Source organism: Verrucosispora sp. WMMA2044, from assembly GCF_027497155.1.
GTDB lineage: Bacteria > Actinomycetota > Actinomycetes > Mycobacteriales > Micromonosporaceae > Micromonospora > Micromonospora palythoicola.
Genome location: NZ_CP114913.1, coordinates 5,309,585 through 5,329,102 on the forward strand (window position 1 = coordinate 5,309,585; position 19,518 = coordinate 5,329,102).

17 protein-coding genes are annotated in these 19,518 nt (G+C 71.6%); 8 read left to right on the forward strand and 9 right to left on the reverse strand.

Going from position 1 to position 19,518, the window contains the following annotated elements; translation table 11 throughout:
- Positions 1–82 precede the first annotated feature (82 nt).
- A complete protein-coding gene (locus tag O3597_RS24190; RefSeq protein ID WP_281602476.1) occupies positions 83–1,021 on the reverse strand; it encodes a type IV toxin-antitoxin system AbiEi family antitoxin domain-containing protein in 939 nt (312 codons plus the stop codon).
- Between the two features lie 179 nt (positions 1,022–1,200).
- Entirely contained in the window at positions 1,201–2,490 is a 1,290-nt protein-coding gene (locus O3597_RS24195) for an adenylosuccinate synthase (protein WP_164446695.1), read from the reverse strand.
- A 125-nt stretch (positions 2,491–2,615) separates the two neighbouring features.
- Between O3597_RS24195 and O3597_RS24200 the strand changes: the two genes are divergently transcribed.
- Both O3597_RS24200 and O3597_RS24205 read left to right on the forward strand, forming a co-directional pair.
- The gene (locus tag O3597_RS24200) at positions 2,616–3,614 is read left to right on the forward strand and encodes a hypothetical protein (protein WP_281602477.1); all 999 of its coding nucleotides are present in this window, start codon (positions 2,616–2,618) and stop codon (positions 3,612–3,614) included.
- 76 nt (positions 3,615–3,690) lie between these two features.
- Positions 3,691–5,709: a chromosome partitioning protein gene (locus tag O3597_RS24205; RefSeq protein ID WP_281602478.1), complete on the forward strand. Its 2,019-nt coding sequence runs from the start codon at positions 3,691–3,693 to the stop codon at positions 5,707–5,709.
- A gap of 97 nt (positions 5,710–5,806) precedes the next feature.
- On the opposite strand, the gene O3597_RS24210 is transcribed toward O3597_RS24205, so the two are convergent.
- Complete coding sequence (locus O3597_RS24210) at positions 5,807–6,235, reverse strand: DUF3151 domain-containing protein (protein ID WP_164446696.1); 429 nt, start codon at positions 6,233–6,235, stop codon at positions 5,807–5,809.
- Between the two features lie 249 nt (positions 6,236–6,484).
- Here O3597_RS24210 and O3597_RS24215 point away from each other — a divergent pair, with 249 nt between their 5' ends.
- A complete protein-coding gene (locus O3597_RS24215) occupies positions 6,485–7,729 on the forward strand; it encodes a hypothetical protein (protein ID WP_281602479.1) in 1,245 nt (414 codons plus the stop codon).
- An 86-nt stretch (positions 7,730–7,815) separates the two neighbouring features.
- Here the strand turns inward: O3597_RS24215 and fbaA are convergent, their stop codons facing one another.
- Entirely contained in the window at positions 7,816–8,841 is a 1,026-nt protein-coding gene (gene fbaA / locus O3597_RS24220; RefSeq protein WP_164446700.1) for a class II fructose-bisphosphate aldolase, read from the reverse strand.
- A gap of 190 nt (positions 8,842–9,031) precedes the next feature.
- Positions 9,032–9,424 carry a phage holin family protein gene (locus tag O3597_RS24225; RefSeq protein ID WP_166458181.1) on the reverse strand — a complete coding sequence of 131 codons (393 nt, stop codon included), beginning with the start codon at positions 9,422–9,424 and terminating at the stop codon, positions 9,032–9,034.
- A 159-nt stretch (positions 9,425–9,583) separates the two neighbouring features.
- Here O3597_RS24225 and O3597_RS24230 point away from each other — a divergent pair, with 159 nt between their 5' ends.
- The 5 genes from O3597_RS24230 (at position 9,584) to O3597_RS24250 (ending at position 16,709) form a co-directional block, all read left to right on the forward strand.
- On the forward strand, positions 9,584–9,796 hold the full coding sequence (locus O3597_RS24230; RefSeq protein ID WP_093403775.1) for a hypothetical protein: 213 nt from the start codon (positions 9,584–9,586) through the stop codon (positions 9,794–9,796).
- A gap of 112 nt (positions 9,797–9,908) precedes the next feature.
- On the forward strand, positions 9,909–11,492 hold the full coding sequence (locus O3597_RS24235; RefSeq protein ID WP_281602480.1) for an LPXTG cell wall anchor domain-containing protein: 1,584 nt from the start codon (positions 9,909–9,911) through the stop codon (positions 11,490–11,492).
- A gap of 229 nt (positions 11,493–11,721) precedes the next feature.
- A complete protein-coding gene (locus O3597_RS24240; RefSeq protein ID WP_281602481.1) occupies positions 11,722–13,155 on the forward strand; it encodes a 3' terminal RNA ribose 2'-O-methyltransferase Hen1 in 1,434 nt (477 codons plus the stop codon).
- Positions 13,152–15,677 (forward strand): polynucleotide kinase-phosphatase, encoded by a 2,526-nt coding sequence (locus tag O3597_RS24245; RefSeq protein ID WP_281602482.1) that lies wholly within the window; start codon positions 13,152–13,154, stop codon positions 15,675–15,677. The genes O3597_RS24240 and O3597_RS24245 overlap by 4 nt, the downstream gene beginning before the upstream one ends.
- Before the next feature lie 96 nt (positions 15,678–15,773).
- Positions 15,774–16,709, forward strand: coding sequence for a DUF368 domain-containing protein (locus O3597_RS24250; protein ID WP_166458182.1), 936 nt, complete (start codon positions 15,774–15,776; stop codon positions 16,707–16,709).
- 50 nt (positions 16,710–16,759) lie between these two features.
- On the opposite strand, the gene O3597_RS24255 is transcribed toward O3597_RS24250, so the two are convergent.
- The 4 genes from O3597_RS24255 to O3597_RS24270 all read right to left on the reverse strand — a co-directional run bounded on the left by O3597_RS24255 (position 16,760) and on the right by O3597_RS24270 (position 19,419).
- Positions 16,760–17,137, reverse strand: coding sequence for a metalloregulator ArsR/SmtB family transcription factor (locus O3597_RS24255; protein ID WP_007073957.1), 378 nt, complete (start codon positions 17,135–17,137; stop codon positions 16,760–16,762).
- A 57-nt stretch (positions 17,138–17,194) separates the two neighbouring features.
- On the reverse strand, positions 17,195–17,725 hold the full coding sequence (pyrE, locus tag O3597_RS24260) for an orotate phosphoribosyltransferase (RefSeq protein WP_164446710.1): 531 nt from the start codon (positions 17,723–17,725) through the stop codon (positions 17,195–17,197).
- A 168-nt stretch (positions 17,726–17,893) separates the two neighbouring features.
- Positions 17,894–18,709 carry an SDR family oxidoreductase gene (locus tag O3597_RS24265; RefSeq protein WP_281602483.1) on the reverse strand — a complete coding sequence of 272 codons (816 nt, stop codon included), beginning with the start codon at positions 18,707–18,709 and terminating at the stop codon, positions 17,894–17,896.
- Entirely contained in the window at positions 18,709–19,419 is a 711-nt protein-coding gene (locus tag O3597_RS24270) for a hypothetical protein (protein ID WP_281602484.1), read from the reverse strand. The genes O3597_RS24265 and O3597_RS24270 overlap by 1 nt, the downstream gene beginning before the upstream one ends.
- Positions 19,420–19,518: the final 99 nt, after the last annotated feature.

Sequence of the window (19,518 nt, forward strand, 5' to 3'; positions counted from 1 at the left end):
CGAGTCATCCTACCGACCCCGCCGCCAATCCCGTTGATCATGAAGTTATTGCCTCCGACACGCCGTAGCCTGGGCAACAACTTCATGGTCGGCCGCGCTCGGCGGCCATCTGCATGGCCTGTCGCACGATCCAGGGGATGTACTCGGCCTGGAGTGTGTCAGCCCAGGTGAAGCGAAGGACGGCCCATCCCGCGTTGAGCAGTCGGTTCTGCCGACGGCGGTCAGCGAAGACAGCGGCGGGGGCGCTGTGCGACCCCTTCCCGTCAGCCTCCGCGATGATTCGGTGCCGCCGCCAACCCAGATCACCGATGCCGAGCAGAGAGCCATCGTGGTCTCGTACCTCCATCTGAAGGACGTCGGGCGGGACCCGTCCGTCAACGCACCGCAACCGGGTGCGCGTCTCCAGCGGAGACTGTGCCCGGCAGTCCGCCTCAGCGAGGTAACCACGGGCCGCTACCGCCCCACGCCGTCCCCGGATGAGGCGATGGATGGCGGGCAGGTCTTCATCCCGGACCAACCTCTGGTTGAGCGCAGAGTCGACGAGGCACACCGCCGGATAGCGGGGCAACCTCAGGATGAGATCCGCGACTGTTCGTACCGGCACGGTGGCGGCGATCCCGGCAACCTCACCGAGTTGTGTCGGCTCGATCGCGAGTTGGTGCAGCGTAACCTGCGGATCGTTCGGTCTCACCGGCCGCGCGGCGATGCCGGGCACCGAAACGTGGATTTCCTCTGACCTCTGGACGCCGGCGATGTCATACAGCTCGGCGGCCGTCGCCAGCACCGCAGCGGCACCGGGGCCGAATGACGCGACCGCCGCCCTGATCCGCGCCCGGCGCGGCACCCCGTCGTGCAGATCAGCATCCACCAGGTAGGCACCTCTGGCCACCGTGCGCCACCGGCCGGCGCGGCAGAGCCGATGCACCTCGTGCACTGTCAGCCCGGCGGCACGGGCCTGAGCCAACGTGACCACCGAGTCCTGCCTGGCCGCCACCCGTCGGACCACCGTCAACGCATCCACCCGACTGACTGTCCAGGGCCACGGAGACCGACGAAACCCCCTGTGGAAAACCAGCCCCCGCCTGTGGATAACCCCGCCATCCTTATGCGTTGATCATGAAGTTATTGCTCCCGACACGCCGTACGGGTGACAACAACTTCATGATCAACGCGGAGGTGCGGGGTGGGGTGGGGTGGGGGTTAGGGGAGGAGGGGGTGGCGGGTTACGTTTTCTTCGCGGCCGGGGCCTACGCCTATGACGCTGACGCGGGTTCCGCAGAGTTCTTCGATGCGGGCGATGTAGCGCTTGGCGTTGTCGGGGAGGTCTTCCTCGGTGCGCGCCTTGGTGATGTCTTCCCACCAGCCGGGGTGCTCTTCGTAGATCGGGACGGCGTGGTGGAAGTCGGTCTGGGTCATCGGCATGTCGTCGACCCGCTTGCCGTTGATCTCGTAGCCGACGCAGATCGGCACCGTGGGCAGGCCGGTGAGCACGTCCAGCTTGGTGATCACCAGATCGGTGACCCCGTTGAGGCGGCAGGCGTACCGGGCGACGACCGCGTCGAACCAGCCGCAGCGGCGTTCCCGGCCGGTGGTGGTGCCGTACTCGTGGCCGACCTTGCGCAGGTGCTGACCGTTGTCGTCGAACAGCTCGGTGGGGAACGGTCCGGAACCGACCCGGGTGGTGTACGCCTTGCTCACCGCGATCACTTTCGTGATCGCGGTCGGTGGGATGCCGGCACCCACGCACGCCCCGCCGGCCGTCGGGTTGGACGAGGTGACGAAGGGATAGGTGCCGTGGTCCATGTCGAGCATGGTGGCCTGGGCACCCTCCAGCAGGACGGTGTCGCCACGGTCCAGGGCGTCCCAGAGCATCGCCCGGGTCTCCGCGATGTACGGCCGCAGCCGCTCCGCGTACTCCAGGTACTCCTCGATGGTGGCGTCGACGTCGATCGCCTTGCGGTTGTAGACCTTGAACAGCACCTGGTTCTTCTCGCGCAGCGCGAGTTCCAGCTTCTTGCGCAGGATGCCCGGGTCCAGCAGGTCCTGCACCCGGATGCCCATCCGGGCCACCTTGTCGCCGTACGCCGGACCGATGCCCCGGCCGGTGGTGCCGATCCGCGAACTGCCCAGGTACCGCTCCACCACCCGGTCCAGCGCGCGGTGGTGCGGCATGATCAGGTGCGCGTCGCCGGAGATCCGTAGCCGGGACACGTCGACACCCCGCTCGGCCAGGCCGTCGATCTCGGTGAGCAGCACCTTCGGATCGACCACCACACCGTTGCCGATGACGATCACGGCGTTCGGGGAGAGCGCACCCGACGGCATCAGGTGCAGGGCGTACTTCTGTCCGTCCGGGGTGATCACCGTGTGGCCGGCGTTGTTGCCGCCCGAGTAGCGGACGACGTAGTCGACCCGCTCACCCAGCTGGTCGGTAACCTTGCCCTTGCCCTCGTCGCCCCACTGAGCGCCGATGAGCACGATCGCTGGCATCTTCTCGCCTCCAGAAGGCTCGGGTGCCAGATGGCGACCGGTCAGCGAGCCCGGGGTGTCAGGTTAACAAGTAGTGACGGCACGACCGGCAGGGGTCGCGTCGGGAACAGCAGGAGGAGCTACCCGTGTACGACGTGGTGCTGCTCACCCTCGGCTCCGAGCGGGATGCTCCGGGAGCCGGGTGTGGCAGCGGCGGAGCCTGCTGTGGTGGTGGCGCCGCCACCACCGACGATCGCGAGGAACGCTGCGAGACGCCGCGCGTGCCGGTGCTGGCCTGCGCCGATGCGCTGACCGCCCGGGGTGCCCGGGTCGAGACGGTGACCGCCCGGTCGGACGCCGAGATCGACCAGGTGCTGGCCCGGCTGGACGGGCCGTCGCGCCCCGACGGCCTCACCTGGCCGGACGCCGATACCAAGACCCGCCTCGTCGTCGCCGTGGCCGGTGACGCACAGTTGCGTGCGGTACTCCGCCGCATGGTGCGGCGGTACGCGCCACCGCCCAGTCGCCGCCCGACCGACCTGGCCGGCAACCGGACGGTGCCGGACCTGCCACCGGTCGGCGTACTGCCGCTCGATCCGGCCCGCAGCACGACGCACCGCGACCTCGCCGCGCAGCTCGGGCTGCCCCGCGACCCGGCGGCGGTGGCCGCCGCGGTGCTGGACGGCGCACCACGCCGACTCGACCTGCTGCGTCACGACGGTGGCTCGGTGACGCTGGACGGCGCGCTGCTCGGTGCCGCCGGTGAGGACGGCACCCCGCTGCGCTGGCGCGGCCGGGTCGAGGTGGACGACGCCGTGCTGTCGAACGGCGACGAACCGTTGCTCGCCTGCGCGATCGGCAACGCGGGCGGCTACGCCCGACTCGACGACGTGACGCTGCTGGCCGGCCCCGACCCGACCGACGGCCTGGTCGAGGTGGCGGTGGCCGTACCGGTGGTCACCCGGTCGCGGTGGGGCCGGCGCCGGGTACGCCTGGAGGTCCGGCGGGCCCGCGGCCGGGCCGCGTCGGTGCTGCCCCGGGACGAGGCGGCGCTGCCGTATCTGGACGACGGTGTGGCGGGGCAGCTGACGCGCAAGCGGTCCTGGTGGACCGAGCCGGGTGCCTGGGCGGTCTGGGCGGCCTGACCTGAGCCGGCCGGCGCACCGGAGGCCCGGGTCGGCCACTGGGCCTATCCTCGTCAGGAGGAATGGGGAGGACACCGTGGTGGACGACAACGCCGACCGGGTGCACGTGCCCGGCCAGCATGGCATGCCGGAACGGGACATCGAACCACTCTGGCCGCCGGAGCAGATCGACGGCTTCGGCGCGCCGACGTGGGCCGCCCCGCCGCCGGTGCCACCCACCGTGCCACCTCCGCCCGCGCCGCCGTCGCCCGCACAGCCGACCAACCAGCCTCCGGTCACGCAGCCGACCGATCCGCCCCCGGTCGCGGGACCGGCCTATCCTCCCCAGGTCGCGGGACCGGCCTATCCGTCCACGACGGCGGAGCCGCAGCACGTGCCCGGACGGCCGACGCACGCACCCGGTGCACCTCCCTCACCCGCTGACTATCCGTCGCTGACGAACGGCGCGCCGAGCACCACCGGCTGGGAGCCGGCACCCCGACCCGGGCCCGGCCAGGTCGACCTGGACCTGCCCTTCACCCTGGACCGGCCCACCGCCGTCGCACCCACCCGCGACGGTGGGCCGACCGACTCCCATCACCAGGACCCGGCGGACGACGCGGCGGACCTGGTCGACACGGGTGCCGAGGATGACGCGGCCCCGCCGGTGGCCCGACCGCAGACGGAGTCGCCGTGGGCACATCCACCGCAGCGTTCCGGATCCGACCCGCTCACGCCCGCCGAAACGTCGGTCGGGCCGCCCCGCCCCACCTGGGCCGGGCCGGCCCAACCGCTACCGCCGATTCCGCAGCCGCTGCCACCCCAGCAACCCGGCCCGTACCCCTTCGTCGCGCCGCAGCATGGCAGCGCCCCGGTGCCGCAGCCCGGTGCTCCGCTGCCGCCCGTGTCGTCGGATGCCGATGTGCCGCCCGCGTCACCACCCGCCGGCCCGCAGCCGGCGGACGCCGGACCCGGCGGGCCGCCGCAGCCTGAGCCGCCCGCCCCACCGTCGTACGCGCCGGCGCCTCCCGGCCCGTTCCCACCACAGCCGGCCTGGCATCCCGCGCCGTGGCAGCAGGGCGCCCCGCCGACCATGCCGCCGGCACCCCAGCAGCCCTATCCGCAGACCAACACCGCGCCACCGGTGCCGTCGGCCTACCCGGAGCCGGCCTGGAATCCGGAGGCCGGTGCGGCGCCCACCGCCGAGGACTTCGCCCGCCGTCGGCAGGTACGCCCCGCCGACCCGGTCGCGACGACTGGGCTCCGCGCCGTGGTCAACAAGACGGGCCTGGTGAAGCTCCCGCCGGGCCGGCACGAGCTGGAACGCAAACGGGACATCGAGATGGTGCGCCGCAACTTCGGTGGGCTGCGGCAGGTCACCGTGGTCAACCCGAAGGGCGGCGCCGGCAAGACCGTCGCCATCCTGCTGCTCGCGATGACCTTCGGTCAAAATCGCGGTGGATACGTGCTGGCCTGGGACAACAACGAGACCCAGGGCACCCTCGGCATGCGCGCCCAGCAAGACTTCCATTCGCGTACGGTCCGGGACCTGCTCCGGGATCTCGGCCAGTTCCACGGCGCGCAGGGGCGGGTCGGCGATCTGTCGCAGTACGTCCGCTCGCAGGGCGAGGGGATGTTCGACGTGCTCGCCTCCGACGAGTCGGCCACCGGCGGCGAGATGCTCACCGCCGCCGCCTTCGGCGAGATCCGCGAGGTGGTCAGCCGGTTCTACAAGTTGATCTTCGTGGACACGGGGAACAACGTCCGGGCACAGAACTGGCAGGCCGCCATGGACGCCACCGACCAGCTGGTGGTCACCATGTCCGCTCGGAACGACTCGGCGGAGACCGCCGCCCGGATGCTCGACCACCTGGAACAGAGCGGACGGCACCGGCTGGTCCGGCAGGCGGTCACGGTGGTCTCCATGCCACCATCCCGCAAGGAGATCGACCTGCCGGCGATCCAGGAACACTTCGCCGCGCGTACCCGGGCGGTGCTGCTGGCCCCCTACGAGCGGCTCATCGACACCGGCGAGCCGCTGCGCTACGCGCACCTGTCGACGGCCACCCGCGACGCCTGGCTCAAGATCGCCGCTTCGGTGGCCGAGGGCCTGTAGCGGCCGCCGTCGCGCGCCGCCAGCCCGGGCGTACCCGGGGCCGGCGGCGGCACGTCGACGGGTCGGAGCCGGGGCGGGTGGTCCGGCCCGGCACGCGTCAGTTGCTGGCCAGCGCGTCGGCGGCGGCCGGGTCGCAGTCGCGGAGGAACTGGGCGCAGCGGGCCGCCTCGTCCGCCTCGGCGATCGCGTCCGCCGACCGGGACAGCACGTAGAGGCAGCGCAGGAAGCCACGGTTGGGCTCGTGCGACCACGGCACCGGCCCGTGCCCCTTCCACCCGCTGCGGCGCAGCTGGTCCAGTCCCCGGTGGTAGCCGGTACGGGCGTACGCGTACGCCGGCACGACCTGGCCCTGTGCGAACGCCCGGGCGGCGAGCGCCGCCCACGCGCCGCTGTGCGTCGGATACCGGGCCGCCACCTCGGCGAACGCCTCGTCGCTGCCGCTCTGCTCGGCTGCGACCAGCGCGGAGTCGGCCTCGACGTGCGCGGGCAGGAGCGTGGCGGGCGGCTCAGGTAGGAGGTTCTGCATCGCCCCATTCAACCCGCTTCGCACGGCGGCCCGCGAGGGGGTCCGGCGAGCCGGTCGGCTGAACGGCCGAGAGGGCGGTCACGCCTGCGGCCCATGCCGTCGCCGGGTCGCATCCACTACAACTATGGATCCGGAGCCTCCCCAGGAACCGGAACGCGGGAGCCCGGCCAGGCCGCCGGGCTCCCGTCTCATCGCTCGGTCACCCGGGGCCCCGTCCACGGCGTTGCGCCCGCCCGGCAGGATGACCCGATGCCGACTCCACCTCCCGCGGACGTGATCGAGCCGCACACCTGGACCGACGAGATCCAGACCCGGGCGGAGTTCGACCGGCGACTGGCCACCGGCAGCCTGGTCGGGCTCACCGTGCAGGGGCTCCGACTGGACCTGGAGCCCCCCGACCTCACCGGGGTCGAGGTGACCGGGACGCTCTTCGTCGGCTGTCGTTTCGCCTCCCGGCGGGTCGGCGCCGACCTGGTCCGGCGCGGCGCCAACGTGGTGCCGCCGTTCTCCGGGCTGCCGTACCCGACCCAGCCGTCCCACCTCTACACCCCGGAGGAACTCGCCGCCGGCTTCACCGAGGGCGGGTTCGCGGCGATGTACGACACCCGGGTGTACGCGCACTTCCGTGCGCACGGTGGCGCGCTACCCGACGTCCGGGAGGCGCTCGGCCAGCGGCTGCACGACCACGGGGTGGACAACGCGCTCGCCGACGCCACCCGGGCCTGGCTGACCACCCACGGGCCGCAGTCGGTGGTCGGGGTGATGGGCGGGCACGCGGTCCGCCGGGGCAGTCAGCCGTACCGGATGGCCGCGGTGCTCGGCCGGGAACTCGCGCGGGCGCACCGGCTGGTGGTCACCGGTGGCGGGCCGGGCGTGATGGAGGCCGCGAACCTGGGTGCGTACCTTTCGACCCGGCCGGCGGAGGACCTCACCGCGGCCATCGACCTGCTCGCCGCCGCGCCGGACTACACCGATCACGACCGCTACACGGCGGCGGCGCTGCGGGTACGGGAACTCTTCGGCCGGTCGGTCACGCCGCCGGCGAACGGCACCGAGCCGGTGACCGCCTATCGGGCCGACTCGGCCGCGCTGACCACCGGTGACCTGGACTGGGCGGGCTGCGGTGGACTCGCCGTGCCGACCTGGCTGTACGGGCACGAGCCGGCGAACCTGTTCGCGGGCCGGATCGCCAAGTACTTCTCCAACGCCATCCGGGAGGACACCATCCTGCGACTGGCCCGGGGCGGCATCGTCTTCGCCCCCGGCCGGGCGGGAACCGTGCAGGAGGTGTTCCAGGCGGCCACCAAGACCTACTACGGCACCGACGGCGCCAGCGGCGCGTACGTCTTCCTGGACCGCGCGTACTGGACGACGGAGCTGCCGGTGGAGTCACTGCTGCGCCCGCTGCTGGCCGCCTCCCCCTTCGGGGATCTGTCGGACACCGTGCACCTGACCGACGACGTCCACGAGGCCGCCCGCCTGCTGACGAGGTAGGAAGACGGAGCCCGCCTGTGGGGGCGCAACGGCACGGCGGCCGGCCCCGAGTCGGAGCCGGCCGCCGTCCGGGCGACGTCAGAACGTCACTTGGTCATCGTGGTGCCGGTGGAGCGCAGGTGCTCGCAGGCCTCCGTCACGCGGGTGGCCATGCCCGCCTCCGCGGCCTTGCCCCACACCCGCGGGTCGTACATCTTCTTGTTGCCGACCTCGCCGTCGACCTTGAGCACCCCGTCGTAGTTGCGGAGCATGTGGTCCGCCGCCGGGCGGGTGAAGGCGTACTGGGTGTCGGTGTCGATGTTCATCTTCACCACGCCGTAGTCGAGCGCCTCGCGGATCTCGGAGAGCAGCGAGCCGGAGCCGCCGTGGAAGACCAGGCTGAGCGGCTTCTCCTTGCCGTACTTGGCGCCGACCGCCTCCTGGATCTGGTTGAGGATCTCCGGGCGGAGCTTGACGTTGCCCGGCTTGTAGACGCCGTGCACGTTGCCGAAGGTGAGCGCCGCCATGTAGCGGCCCTTCTCACCCAGACCGAGCGCCTCGACCATGGCCAGACCGTCCTCGACGGTGGTGTAGAGCTTGTCGTTGATGGCGTTCTCGACGCCGTCCTCCTCGCCACCGACGACGCCGACCTCGATCTCCAGGACGATCTTGCCCTTGGCCGCCTCGTCGAGCAGCTGGGCCGCGATCTCCAGGTTCTCCGCCACCGGTACGGCCGAGCCGTCCCACATGTGCGACTGGTACAGCGGCTCCTGGCCGGCCTTCACCCGCTCCTGGGAGATGGCCATCAGCGGCCGGACGAACTTGTCCAGCTTGTCCTTCGGGCAGTGGTCGGTGTGCAGGGCGATGTTGACCGGGTACTTCTTGGCCACCTCGTGCGCGTACGCGGCGAACGCCACCGCGCCGGTGACCATGTCCTTGATCGAGGGGCCGGAGAGGTACTCCGCGCCACCGGTGGAGACCTGGATGATGCCGTCGCTCTCCGCGTCGGCGAAGCCCTTGAGCGCCGCGTTCAGCGTCTGCGAGGACGTCACGTTGATCGCCGGGTACGCGTACCGGCCGGCCTTGGCGCGGTCCAGCATCTCGGCGTAAGCCTCGGGGGAAGCGATGGGCATGTCGAACGCTCCTTACTTGCCGCTGTCGGCCGTACGGCCGCTGTTCTCCGTAGGGGCCCGGCCGTGCGGCCGCCTGTCCTACCTTGGGGGCCGGCCGTGCGGCCGCCTGTCCTACCGTGCTGCGCCGGACCGCGCTGTCCTCCGCGGGCAGTATCCCGTAGCGGCACCGGACCGGCACAACCGGGCCGGTTCACCGCCGGTCCGCTGAATCCGGCACCGCGACGCTGATCAGCCAGGTGACCACCGCCATCACGATGGCTCCCCAGAAGGCCGCCCAGAAGCCGTCCACCTGGAACGGCAGGTCGAGCGCCCGAGCGATCCGGTCGGTCAGCAGGAACAGCAGGGCGTTGACCACCAGGGCGAACAGGCCGAGGGTCAGCAGGTAGAAGACACAACCCACGACCCTGATGACCGGCTTGAGCACCGCGTTGACCAGACCGAAGATCAGTGCCACGACGAGCAGGGTGAACGCCGTGTCGTAACCGGTGCGCCCGGTCACCTCGACCCCGGGCACGATCAGCGTGGTGATCCACAGTGCGATGGCGGTCGCCGCCAGTCGGATGAGGAAGCCCACGGCAACCATCCTGGCACCGGCGACTGCCGCCGGTGGGTCGATTCGGCCGACTCGACCGCGACGGCGGCGTACCCTCGACGGCTCGGTGGCCGGCCGGTTGCCAGCACCGCGCCGGCACAACCCTTACGGTGGGTGGGTACCTGTCCGCCGACATCCCGGAGGCATCGAATGGGCCAGCCCGACGAGGACTTCGCCCCCGGCGACCACCTGAGTCCGGAGGAGCGCGACCTGGAGGCCGAGCCGGCCGACGCCGTCGAGCAGGCCGCCGTGGTCGACCCGAGCCAGGTCGACGTCGAGCCGCACCGTGGCCTGGAGGTCGACGACTGGGACGCCATGGAGCAGGCCCGCGTGGTCGGCGCCGACGAGGACGACTACCGCTGATCAACCTTTCGGTCGGACTTCACCCGGAACGGTCGGCACGGGCAGCGAGGATCTTGAAACTTCCTTAACATCCGGGGGCTTCACCTGCACCCTCACGGGAGGACCCCCCTCAATGCTCACCCACTCCACCCGGCGCCGGCTGGCCGGGTTGGGCGTGGCCGGCGCGCTGATCGCCGCCGTCGCCACCCCTGCCACCCCCGCCTCGGCCGAGGAGCCCGACATCTCCTTGGGCGTCTACTTCGGCGACAACACCCTCGCCGCCGGCTCGCCCGGAAAGGTCGACAGCCCGGTCCTGTTCGCCTCCTCCACGGTGGTGGTGCACGACCTGACCGTGCGCTACGACTTCACCGACCTCGCGGGCAAGGCGACCGTGACGTCGGAGAGCGACTCCAGTTACTGCTCGACGCCCGAGCCGAACGTCCTGGTCTGCACGGACCCGTTCGAAGTCGAGCTGTACGAGGACGGCTTCGGCGGCCTCTACTCCGTGGTCATCGCACCCACCAAGGACGCCAAGGACGGCGACGAGGGCACCGTCAAGGTGAGCCTCAGCGCCACCGGCTACGCGGCCGTGACCCACGAGGCCCGGGTGCGGATCGGCGAGGGCGTCGATCTGGCCGCCGGCCCCGAGGAGGAGCATTCCGGTAAGCCGGGCTCGGCGTTCACCATGCCGCTGCGGGTCGGCAACCCGGGCGACACCGTCGCCAAGGGTGCCGTCGCCGTCTTCTACAACGACTACGGGATCCAGGCCAACAAGCAGTATTCGAACTGCACGTACGAGGGAAGCTGGCTGCGTACCTGCCACTTCGACCGCCCGTTGGAGCGGCGTACCAGCTACGTCACCACCCTGTCGTACCGGATCGCGAAGGACTCGTTCGCGCCGAGCCGCGCGTACGGAGAGATCCTCTGGATGACTCCGGCCGAGTTCGAGGACTTCGAGGCGTACGCGAAGGCCCGTGGCGCGAGCTTCGGTGAGCCGGGCACCGGCGGAAAGCTGGGGTTGGACGAGGCCGGCCCGAGCATCGCGGCGCGGAGCTTCCAGGCGGACACCCAGCCGGACAACAACTGGTCGAGCCTGCGGGTGAAGGTCACCGGTAAGAACGGAACCGATCTGGCGGCGGTCGGCGACGAGGTGTCCGGCGCGAAGGGCGACGAGGTGGTGGCCACCGTCGGTTTCCGCAACAACGGCCCGGCCACCCTGGACTACGGCCGTTCCGGTTCCTCGGTCACCCACATGCAGGTTGGAATTCCGAACGGCACCACTGCGGTCAAGGTGCCCGACAACTGCTCCCCCGTGCGAAGCGAGAATGAGTGGGGCGAGCCGGGTGAGCCGGGCGCCCGCCTGTACCGCTGCTACACCAGCTGGTTCATCAAGGCCGGTGACGAGGAGATCGTGGAGTTCGGGCTCCGGATCGACAAGGTCGTGCCGAACGCCACCGGTGACGTCAAGGTCAACGTCGCCTGCCAGTGCGACGGCGGCTTCTACGCCGACCTGAAGCCGGCCAACGACACCGCCAAGCTCGTCGTCAACCCGAGCGGCGGCCAGGGCGGCGACGGCGGTAGTGGTGGTGACGGCGGCGAACTGCCGATCACCGGCGCCAACACCGCGCTGATCGCGGGCGTCGGCGGCGTGCTGCTCGCCGCCGGTGTGGCCGGCTTCGTGCTGGCCCGCCGCCGCCGTACCCACTTCACCGCGTAGCCCGACGCACCCGAACCAACAGCACCACCGGTGCCCCGCCGACCCCTCGGCGGGGCACCCCCCTTTCCCCGCCGCCGCAAGCCGGACCCCAACGGGTTTGTGGGGCAGCCCCGCCCGCGCAGGGATCAAGCCTGACCGCCCGGAGCGGGTGGGGCTGCCCCGCAAACCCCCACCGCACCCCGCCGAAAACAGGACGGCGCAAGATCGAGAGAGCTGACACCATGGGCGGGTGCTGCTCACCCTCACCACCACGCACCAGCCGGCGACGGACCTCGGTCACCTGCTGATCAAGCACCCCGACCGGGTGCACTCCTTCGACGTGCCCGTCGGCACCGCGCACGTCTTCTACCCGGAAGCGGACGAGCAGCGCTGCACGGCCGCGCTGCTGCTCGACGTCGACCCGTTGAAGCTGGCCACTGCCCGGGGTCGCGGCCGGAAGTCGACCACCGCTCCGGAGAGCTTCACCCTCGGGCGGTACGTCAACGACCGGCCGTACGCCGCGTCCAGCCTGCTCGCCTCGGCACTGTCGAAGGTGTACCGCTCGGCGCTGCGCGGCGCCTCCAAGGAACGCCCCGAGCTGGCCGCCCGAGGCATCCCGCTGGAGGTGCGGGTGCCGGTGCTGCGCTGCCGTGGTGGGGCCGACGTGGCGGAGCGGGTGTTCGGTCCGCTCGGCTGGGCGGTCACCGCCACCGCCATCCCGCTCGACGAGTTGCACCCGCAGTGGGGCGACAGTCGATACGTGGACCTGACCCTCACCGGCACGCTGCGGGTCGCCGACGCGCTCAACCACCTGTACGTGCTGCTACCCGTGCTGGACGACGCGAAGCACTACTGGGTGGCTCCGGACGAGGTGGACAAGTTGCTGCGGGCCGGCGCGGGTTGGCTGGCCGACCACCCCGAGCGTGGGCTGATCATCCGCCGCTACCTGGCCCACCGGCGGGCACTGGCGGGTCAGGCGATGGAGCGGCTGGACGCCCAGCGGCCCACCGACGAGCCGAGCGTCGACGACGAACTGGAGGACGCGGTACCGGCCGGGTCGGCGCCCCGGGCGTCGCTGGCCGCCCTTCGCCGGCAGGCGGTGCACGCCGCCCTTGTCGACGCGGGCGCCCACCGGGTGCTGGACCTGGGCTGCGGCGGGGGTGCGCTGCTGGCCACGCTGATCGGTGACCGACGGTTCACCGAGATCGTCGGCACCGACGTCTCCACCCAGGCCCTCACCCTGGCCGCGCGGCGGCTGCGACTGGACCGGCTGCCGGAACGCCAGCGCACCCGGGTCACGCTCCGGCAGTCCGCGTTGACCTACCGGGACGAGCGGCTGTGCGGGTACGACGCGGCGGTGCTGATGGAGGTCGTCGAGCACGTCGACCCGCCCCGGCTGCCGGCGTTGGAGGATTCCGTCTTCGGCTACGCCCGACCGACGACGGTCGTGGTGACCACGCCGAACGTGGAGCACAACGTGCGCTACGAGGGGTTGCCCGTCGGCGCGTTCCGGCATGCCGACCACCGGTTCGAGTGGACCCGCGCCGAGTTCGCCGACTGGGTACGGCGGGTCGGTGCCACGTACGGCTACTCGGCCGTGGTGCATGGTGTCGGCCCGGACGATCCGGAGGTCGGCGCACCCACCCAGATGGCCGTGTTCACCCGTGCGGAGGCAGCCCGATGACCGTCCTCGACATTCCCGAGCTGGCCCTGGTGACGCTGGTCGGCATCTCCGGCTCCGGCAAGTCGACATTCGCCGGCCGGCATTTCGCGTCCAGCCAGGTCCTCTCCTCCGACGCCTTCCGGGCGATGGTCGCCGACGACGAGAACGACCAGTCCGCCTCGGCGGAGGCCTTCGACGCGCTGCACTACGTGGCGGGCAAGCGGCTGCGCGCTGGCCGGCTGACCGTGGTCGACGCGACGAATCTTCAGCCACACGCCCGAGCCGCCCTGGTCCGGGTGGCCCGGGAACACGACGTGCTGCCGGTGGCGATCGTGCTGGACGTGCCGGAGGCGCTGGCCTGGGAGCGTACCGAGGCCAGGTCCGACCGCACCTTCGGCCGGCAGGTGCTGGCCCGGATGTCCCGGGACCTGCGGCGCAGCTACGGCCAGCTGGCGCGGGAGGGCTTCCGCAAGGTGCACGTGCTACGCGGCACCGAGGAGATCGAGGCCGCCGAGATCCGCTACGAGCGGCTGTTCAACGACCGGCGCGAGCTGACCGGGCCGTTCGACATCGTCGGCGACGTGCACGGCTGCCGGGTCGAGCTTGAGGCGCTGTTGACCCGGTTGGGTTGGCGGCTGGACCGTGACGACGCCGGCCGGGCGGTGGACGCGACGCATCCGTCGGGGCGTACCGCCGTGTTCGTCGGCGACCTGGTGGACCGTGGCCCGGACTCGCCCGCGGTGCTCCGTCTGGTGATGGGCATGGTCACCGCCGGGCACGCGCTCTGTGTGCCCGGTAACCACGAGCAGAAGCTGCTGCGCAAGCTGCGCGGTCGCAACGTCAAGGTGGCCCACGGTCTGGCCGAGACGCTGGCGCAGCTGGACGCGGAGCCGGCGGAGTTCACCGCCGAGGTGGCCGCCTTCGTCGACGGACTGGTCAGCCACTACGTGCTCGACGGCGGCCGGCTGGTGGTGGCGCACGCCGGACTGAAGGAGGAGTACCAGGGCCGGGCGTCCGGGCGGGTACGCGCGTTCGCGTTGTACGGCGAGACCACCGGCGAGACCGACGAGTACGGCCTGCCGGTGCGCTACCCGTGGGCCCGGGAGTACCGGGGTTCGGCGATGGTCGTCTACGGCCACACCCCCACCCCGGAGCCGGAATGGGTGAACAACACCATCTGCGTCGACACCGGCTGCGTCTTCGGCGGCCGGCTGACCGCGCTGCGCTACCCGGAGCGGGAGCTGGTCTCGGTGCCGGCGGAGCGCGAGTGGTACGCCCCGGTCCGGCCGCTGACCGCCGCGCCGGCCCGGCCCGACGAGGTGCTCGAGTTGACCGACGTGACCGGTCGGCGGCACGTGGAGCACGCGTACGGCTCGCTGACCGTGCCGGCGGAGAACGCCGCTGCCGCGTTGGAGGTGATGAGCCGCTTCGCGGTCGACCCGCGCCGGCTGGTGTGGCTGCCGCCGACCATGGCGCCCTGCTCGACGTCGCAGTTGGCCGGCTACCTGGAACATCCGGCGGAGGCCTTCGCCGACTACCGGGCGGCCGGTGTGGACCGGGTCGTCTGCGAGGAGAAGCACATGGGCTCCCGGGCCGTGGTGCTGGTCTGCCGGGCGCCGGACGGTGGTCCGTTCGGTCCGGGCGGCGGGGTCGTGCACACCCGCACGGGTCGGCCGTTCTTCGGTGAGCCGCTGGACACGGAGCTGCTGGACCGGGTACGCGCGGCGGTGACCGGTGCCGGGCTCTGGGATGAGTTGGCGACCGACTGGCTGCTGCTCGACTGTGAGCTGCTGCCGTGGTCGGCCAAGGCCACCGGCCTGATCCGCGAGCAGTACGCGGGGGTCGGCGCGGCTGGTCGGGCCGGCCTGCCGGTGGCGGTGGCGACGCTGGACGCGGCGATCGGGCGCGGACTGGACGTGGCCGAGCTACGCGACCGGATGGCCCGCCGCCGTGACGACGTGTCGGCCTACACGGCGGCGTACCGGGCGTACGTGGGCCCGACCGACGGGCTGGGCGGGGTGCGGCTCGCGCCGTTCGCGGTGCTCGCCGGGGCGAAGGGCAGCTACGGCGACCGCGATCACGGTTGGCACCTGGCGATGGCCGACCGGCTCTGCGCGGCCGACCCGGAGTTCTTCCTCCCGACCGGGCGGCGGGTCGTCGACCTGTCCGACGGTGCCGCGGTGCGGGAGGCGACCGAGTGGTGGCTGGCGCTGACCGGGACCGGCGGCGAGGGCATGGTCGTCAAGCCGTACGCGGGTCCGGCCGCCCGCAGCGAGCGGGGCTCGCTGCTCCAGCCGGGCATCAAGTGCCGGGGGCGGGAGTATCTACGGATCATCTACGGTCCCGAGTACACCGAGCCCGAGCAGCTGGCCGCGCTGCGGCGTCGGTCGTTGGGCCGCAAGCGGGGCCTGGCACTGCGCGAGCACGCGCTCGGCCTCGCCGCCCTGGACGCCCTGGTCGACGGTGCCCCGCTGTGGCGTCGCCACGAGTTGGTCTTCGCGATCCTGGCCTGCGAGTCGGAGCCGGTCGACCCACGGCTGTGACCTGGCCGGGCGGGCGACCGCGCCCCCGGTAGCCTGATTGACCGTGGCGGACGCCACACGGGCCAGTGATCGAGCGATTCACGGAACGGAATCTTCATGGCATTGGGCGAACGGGTAGGCCATGTCCTGCGCGGCGCGGCCATCGGCGTGGCCGAGGCCGTGCCAGGGGTCAGCGGCGGGACGATCGCGCTGGTGACCGGCGTCTACGAGCGGGTCATCGCATCCGCCGGGCATCTGGTGAACACGGTGCGGTACGCGGTGACCGACGTCCCGCGCGGGCGCGGGTGGACGCGGGCGGGGCACCAGCTACGGCAGGTGCACTGGGAGGTGGTCATTCCACTGCTGATCGGCATGCTGCCCGGCCTGCTGATCGCGGCGAAGCTGCTCGAACCGCTGCTGGTCGACCATCCGGAGCAGACCCGGGGACTCTTCCTCGGGCTGGTCCTCGCCTCGGTGCTGGTGCCGATCTCGATGGTCGGCAAGCCGTGGCGGGGGCCGGAGGTGGTTGCGCTGATCGTCGCCGGGGTGGCGGCGTTCGTGTTGACCGGACTGCCGCAGGCCACCATCGAACCGCACCCGTTGGTAGTGCTGGTCGCGGCGGCGGTCGCGGTCTGCGCCCTGGTGCTGCCCGGGGTCTCCGGGTCGTTCCTGCTGCTCACCATCGGCCTGTACGAGCCGACGATCAGCGCCGTCAACGACCGCGACTTCGGCTACCTGGCGATCTTCGCCACGGGGATGGTCATCGGTCTGGCGCTCTTCGTCAAGCTGCTCCAGTGGCTGCTTGAGCAGCACCGCCGGATGACCCTGGCGGTGATGGCCGGCGTCATCCTGGGCAGTCTGCGCGCGCTGTGGCCGTGGCAGTCCGAGGACCGGGCCCTGCACGCGCCGGGCGACCACGTGCCGTCCATTGTGGCGCTGTTCCTGATCGGCGTCGCCGTGGTCACGGCAATGATCATCGCCGAGCGTCGCCGGCTACGCCGGGCCGCCCGGGATCTCACCGAGGAGACGTACGAGACGCCGCACGTCCGCTGAAACCACCGCTTGGTGGCTGCCCGGATGGGCCGCCACCAAGCGGTTCCGGTTCAGCGAGCCTTTTTGGTGGCCCGCTTGCGCGGCGGGGTCAGCAGGTCGGCGATCGTGGCGATCGCGGTCGGGACCAACCGGTAGTAGGCCCACACACCGCGCTTCTCCCGTTCGAGCAAGCCGGCCTCGGTGAGGATTCGGAGGTGGTGGCTGACCGTCGGCTGGGAGAGGCCGAGCGGCGCGGTGAGGTCACACACGCACGCTTCACCCTCGGGTGCCGACTGGATCAGGCTGAGCAGCCGCAGCCGGGCGGGGTCGGCAAGGGCCTTGAGGACCCCCGCCAGCCGCTCGGCGTCGGCGCGTTCGATCGGCTCGCCAGCAAGCGGCGAGATCTGAGGCATAGTCATTTCGGCCAACGCAGTTCCCACGTATTCCATCCTTCCACCAGCAGCATCGATCCGCCTGCATATCAGCAGATCCGAATCGGCAGACTTTTACGCCACAAGGCCGAGGTCAGCCAACGTATAGGCCGCCCGATAGGGCAATCCGGCGGCTCGCACCGCGTCGCCGGCACCACGATCAACGATAACCGCCACCCCCACGACCTCGGCCCCGGCCTCGCGAAGGGCCTCGACGGCGGTCAGCACACTTCCCCCGGTGGTGGAGGTGTCCTCCACCGCCAGCACCCGACGGCCGGCGACGTCGGGCCCCTCGATCCGACGTTGCAGCCCGTGCGCCTTGCCTGCCTTGCGGACCACGAACGCGTCCAACGGACGCCCGGCGGCGTGCAGCATCGCGAAGGCGATCGGATCGGCGCCCAGGGTCAGACCGCCCACCGCGTCGTACGACCAGTCGGCGGTCAGCTCTCGCATCACCCGTCCCACCAACGGTGCCGCCCGGTTATGCAGCGTGACGCGACGCAGATCGACATACCAGTCGGCCTCCCGCCCGGAGGAGAGCACCACCCGGCCATGGACCACAGCCAGGTCGGAGATGAATTTGCGCAGGTCGTCGTGGTCCTCCATGGCGATAGAGGGTACTGCGCAAGTCTGTGGGCCGCGTGTGCGGGCCACGTCGGTCAACCCATCCGGTGGACCGATGAGTGGCGATGTCCGGTTACCCTACGTCGATCATCACGGCGGATCGAGTCATGTCTTCCTCTCCGCTGGACGGCCGACCGCCCAGGCCACCGGTCAGCCGCGGTCTCGGCCGATGCGGCCTCGGGTGTCCCGGGAGACGACCTCGAGCAACCGACGCGGAGCGTGCCGCAGGCCCGCCACGGCGAGCTTGTACTTCCACGACGGAACGCTCACCAACTTGCCTTTGTGCAGGTCACGGAGGGCCTCGTCGACCACGTCGGTGGCTTGGAGCCACATCCATCCGGGGGTTTTCGACATGTCGATGCCGGCTCGCTTGTGGAACTCGGTGCGGGTGTAGCCCGGGCAGAGCGCCATCACCCGTACGCCGAAGGGGCGGGCGGACTGCCCGACGGACTCGCTGAAGTTGGTGACCCACGCCTTGCTGGCCGAGTACGTGGATCCGGGCATCACCGCGCCGAAACCCGCGACGGAAGAGACATTTATCACTGCGCCGCTGCGCCGTTCGGTCATCGTGGCCAGCGCGGCGAGAGTCAGCCGCAGGACCGCGTGCACGTTCAGCCGCAGCAGCCGGGTCTCGTCCTGAACAGACGACCGGAGGAACGGCTTGTTGAGGCTGATGCCGGCGTTGTTGACAAGCAGCTCGACGGGTGGCCCATCGGCCAGCCGTCGTTCGACAAGGGCGCAGCCGTCGTCGGTGGACAGGTCAGCGGTGACGGTCTCGGTCTCCACGCCGTTCCGTCCGGTCAACTCGGCGGCCTGGGCCGCCAGCCGGGCGCCGTCCCGGGCGACCAGCACGAGGTGCCATCCGTCGGCGGCGAGGCGGGTGGCGAACGCCGCCCCGATACCCGCCGTCGCCCCGGTGATCAACGCCCATCGTTCGGTCGTCGGTTCGGGCGTCACGGGCGTCATCACCTCGGCGGGTACGGGGGCGACGGCGGCGCCCCGGGCGGCGGGTAGGGCTGGTACGGCGGTGCCGGCGGCTGATAGGGGTGCGGCGCCGGTGGGTGGCTGAACGGTGGGGTGGGCGGCTGGTGCGGAGCCGCGGGCTGCTGGGGTGCCGGCCGACGCCGGAACCAGGCGTTGGCCGCAGGCAGTGCCAGCAGCACGGCTACCACAAGGTAACCGAGCACCTGGGCGATCGAAAGGGTGGCGGTGAGCGGAATCCACCAGGACGGGTGGGCGTCCGGCACCAGAGCGAGCAGCTCGGCGGTCGCCCGGTCGTCACCGAGATCCAGGGGCGTCGCGCGCTGCACGATCAGCGTGGCCAGCCCACCACACCCACAGCACATGCCCAGCCCGGCGACCACCCAGGTCGCCACCCGAGCGGCCGGCAGGCGGGCGGCCAGGCCCAGCGCGAGACCGACGAGGAGCAGGCCGGCGAGGATGCTCAGCACCGCCGACACCACGACCGAGGCCCGCACCAGCGCCACCACCGCGTCGACCTGAGCGGGGTCGGCGTCGGTCTCGGCCGTCGCGCGGAACCGCTCCACCGTGCCGCTGACCGTCGCCAGCCCGGTTGCCGCGAACGCGAACGCGCCGAGCGCCATCACCACAAGCGTCACCGCCGCCAGCACGACCACCGCCGGCCGGCGGGCCGGTGCCTGTTCGGGGTACGACACGACAAGTCCCTCCGGTAGGCGTTCGGAAGCAACCTACTCGGAGGGACCCGTCGCGGTCGTGCCGTACGCGGGTGTCGACGTCACGGGGCGAGCCGAGTT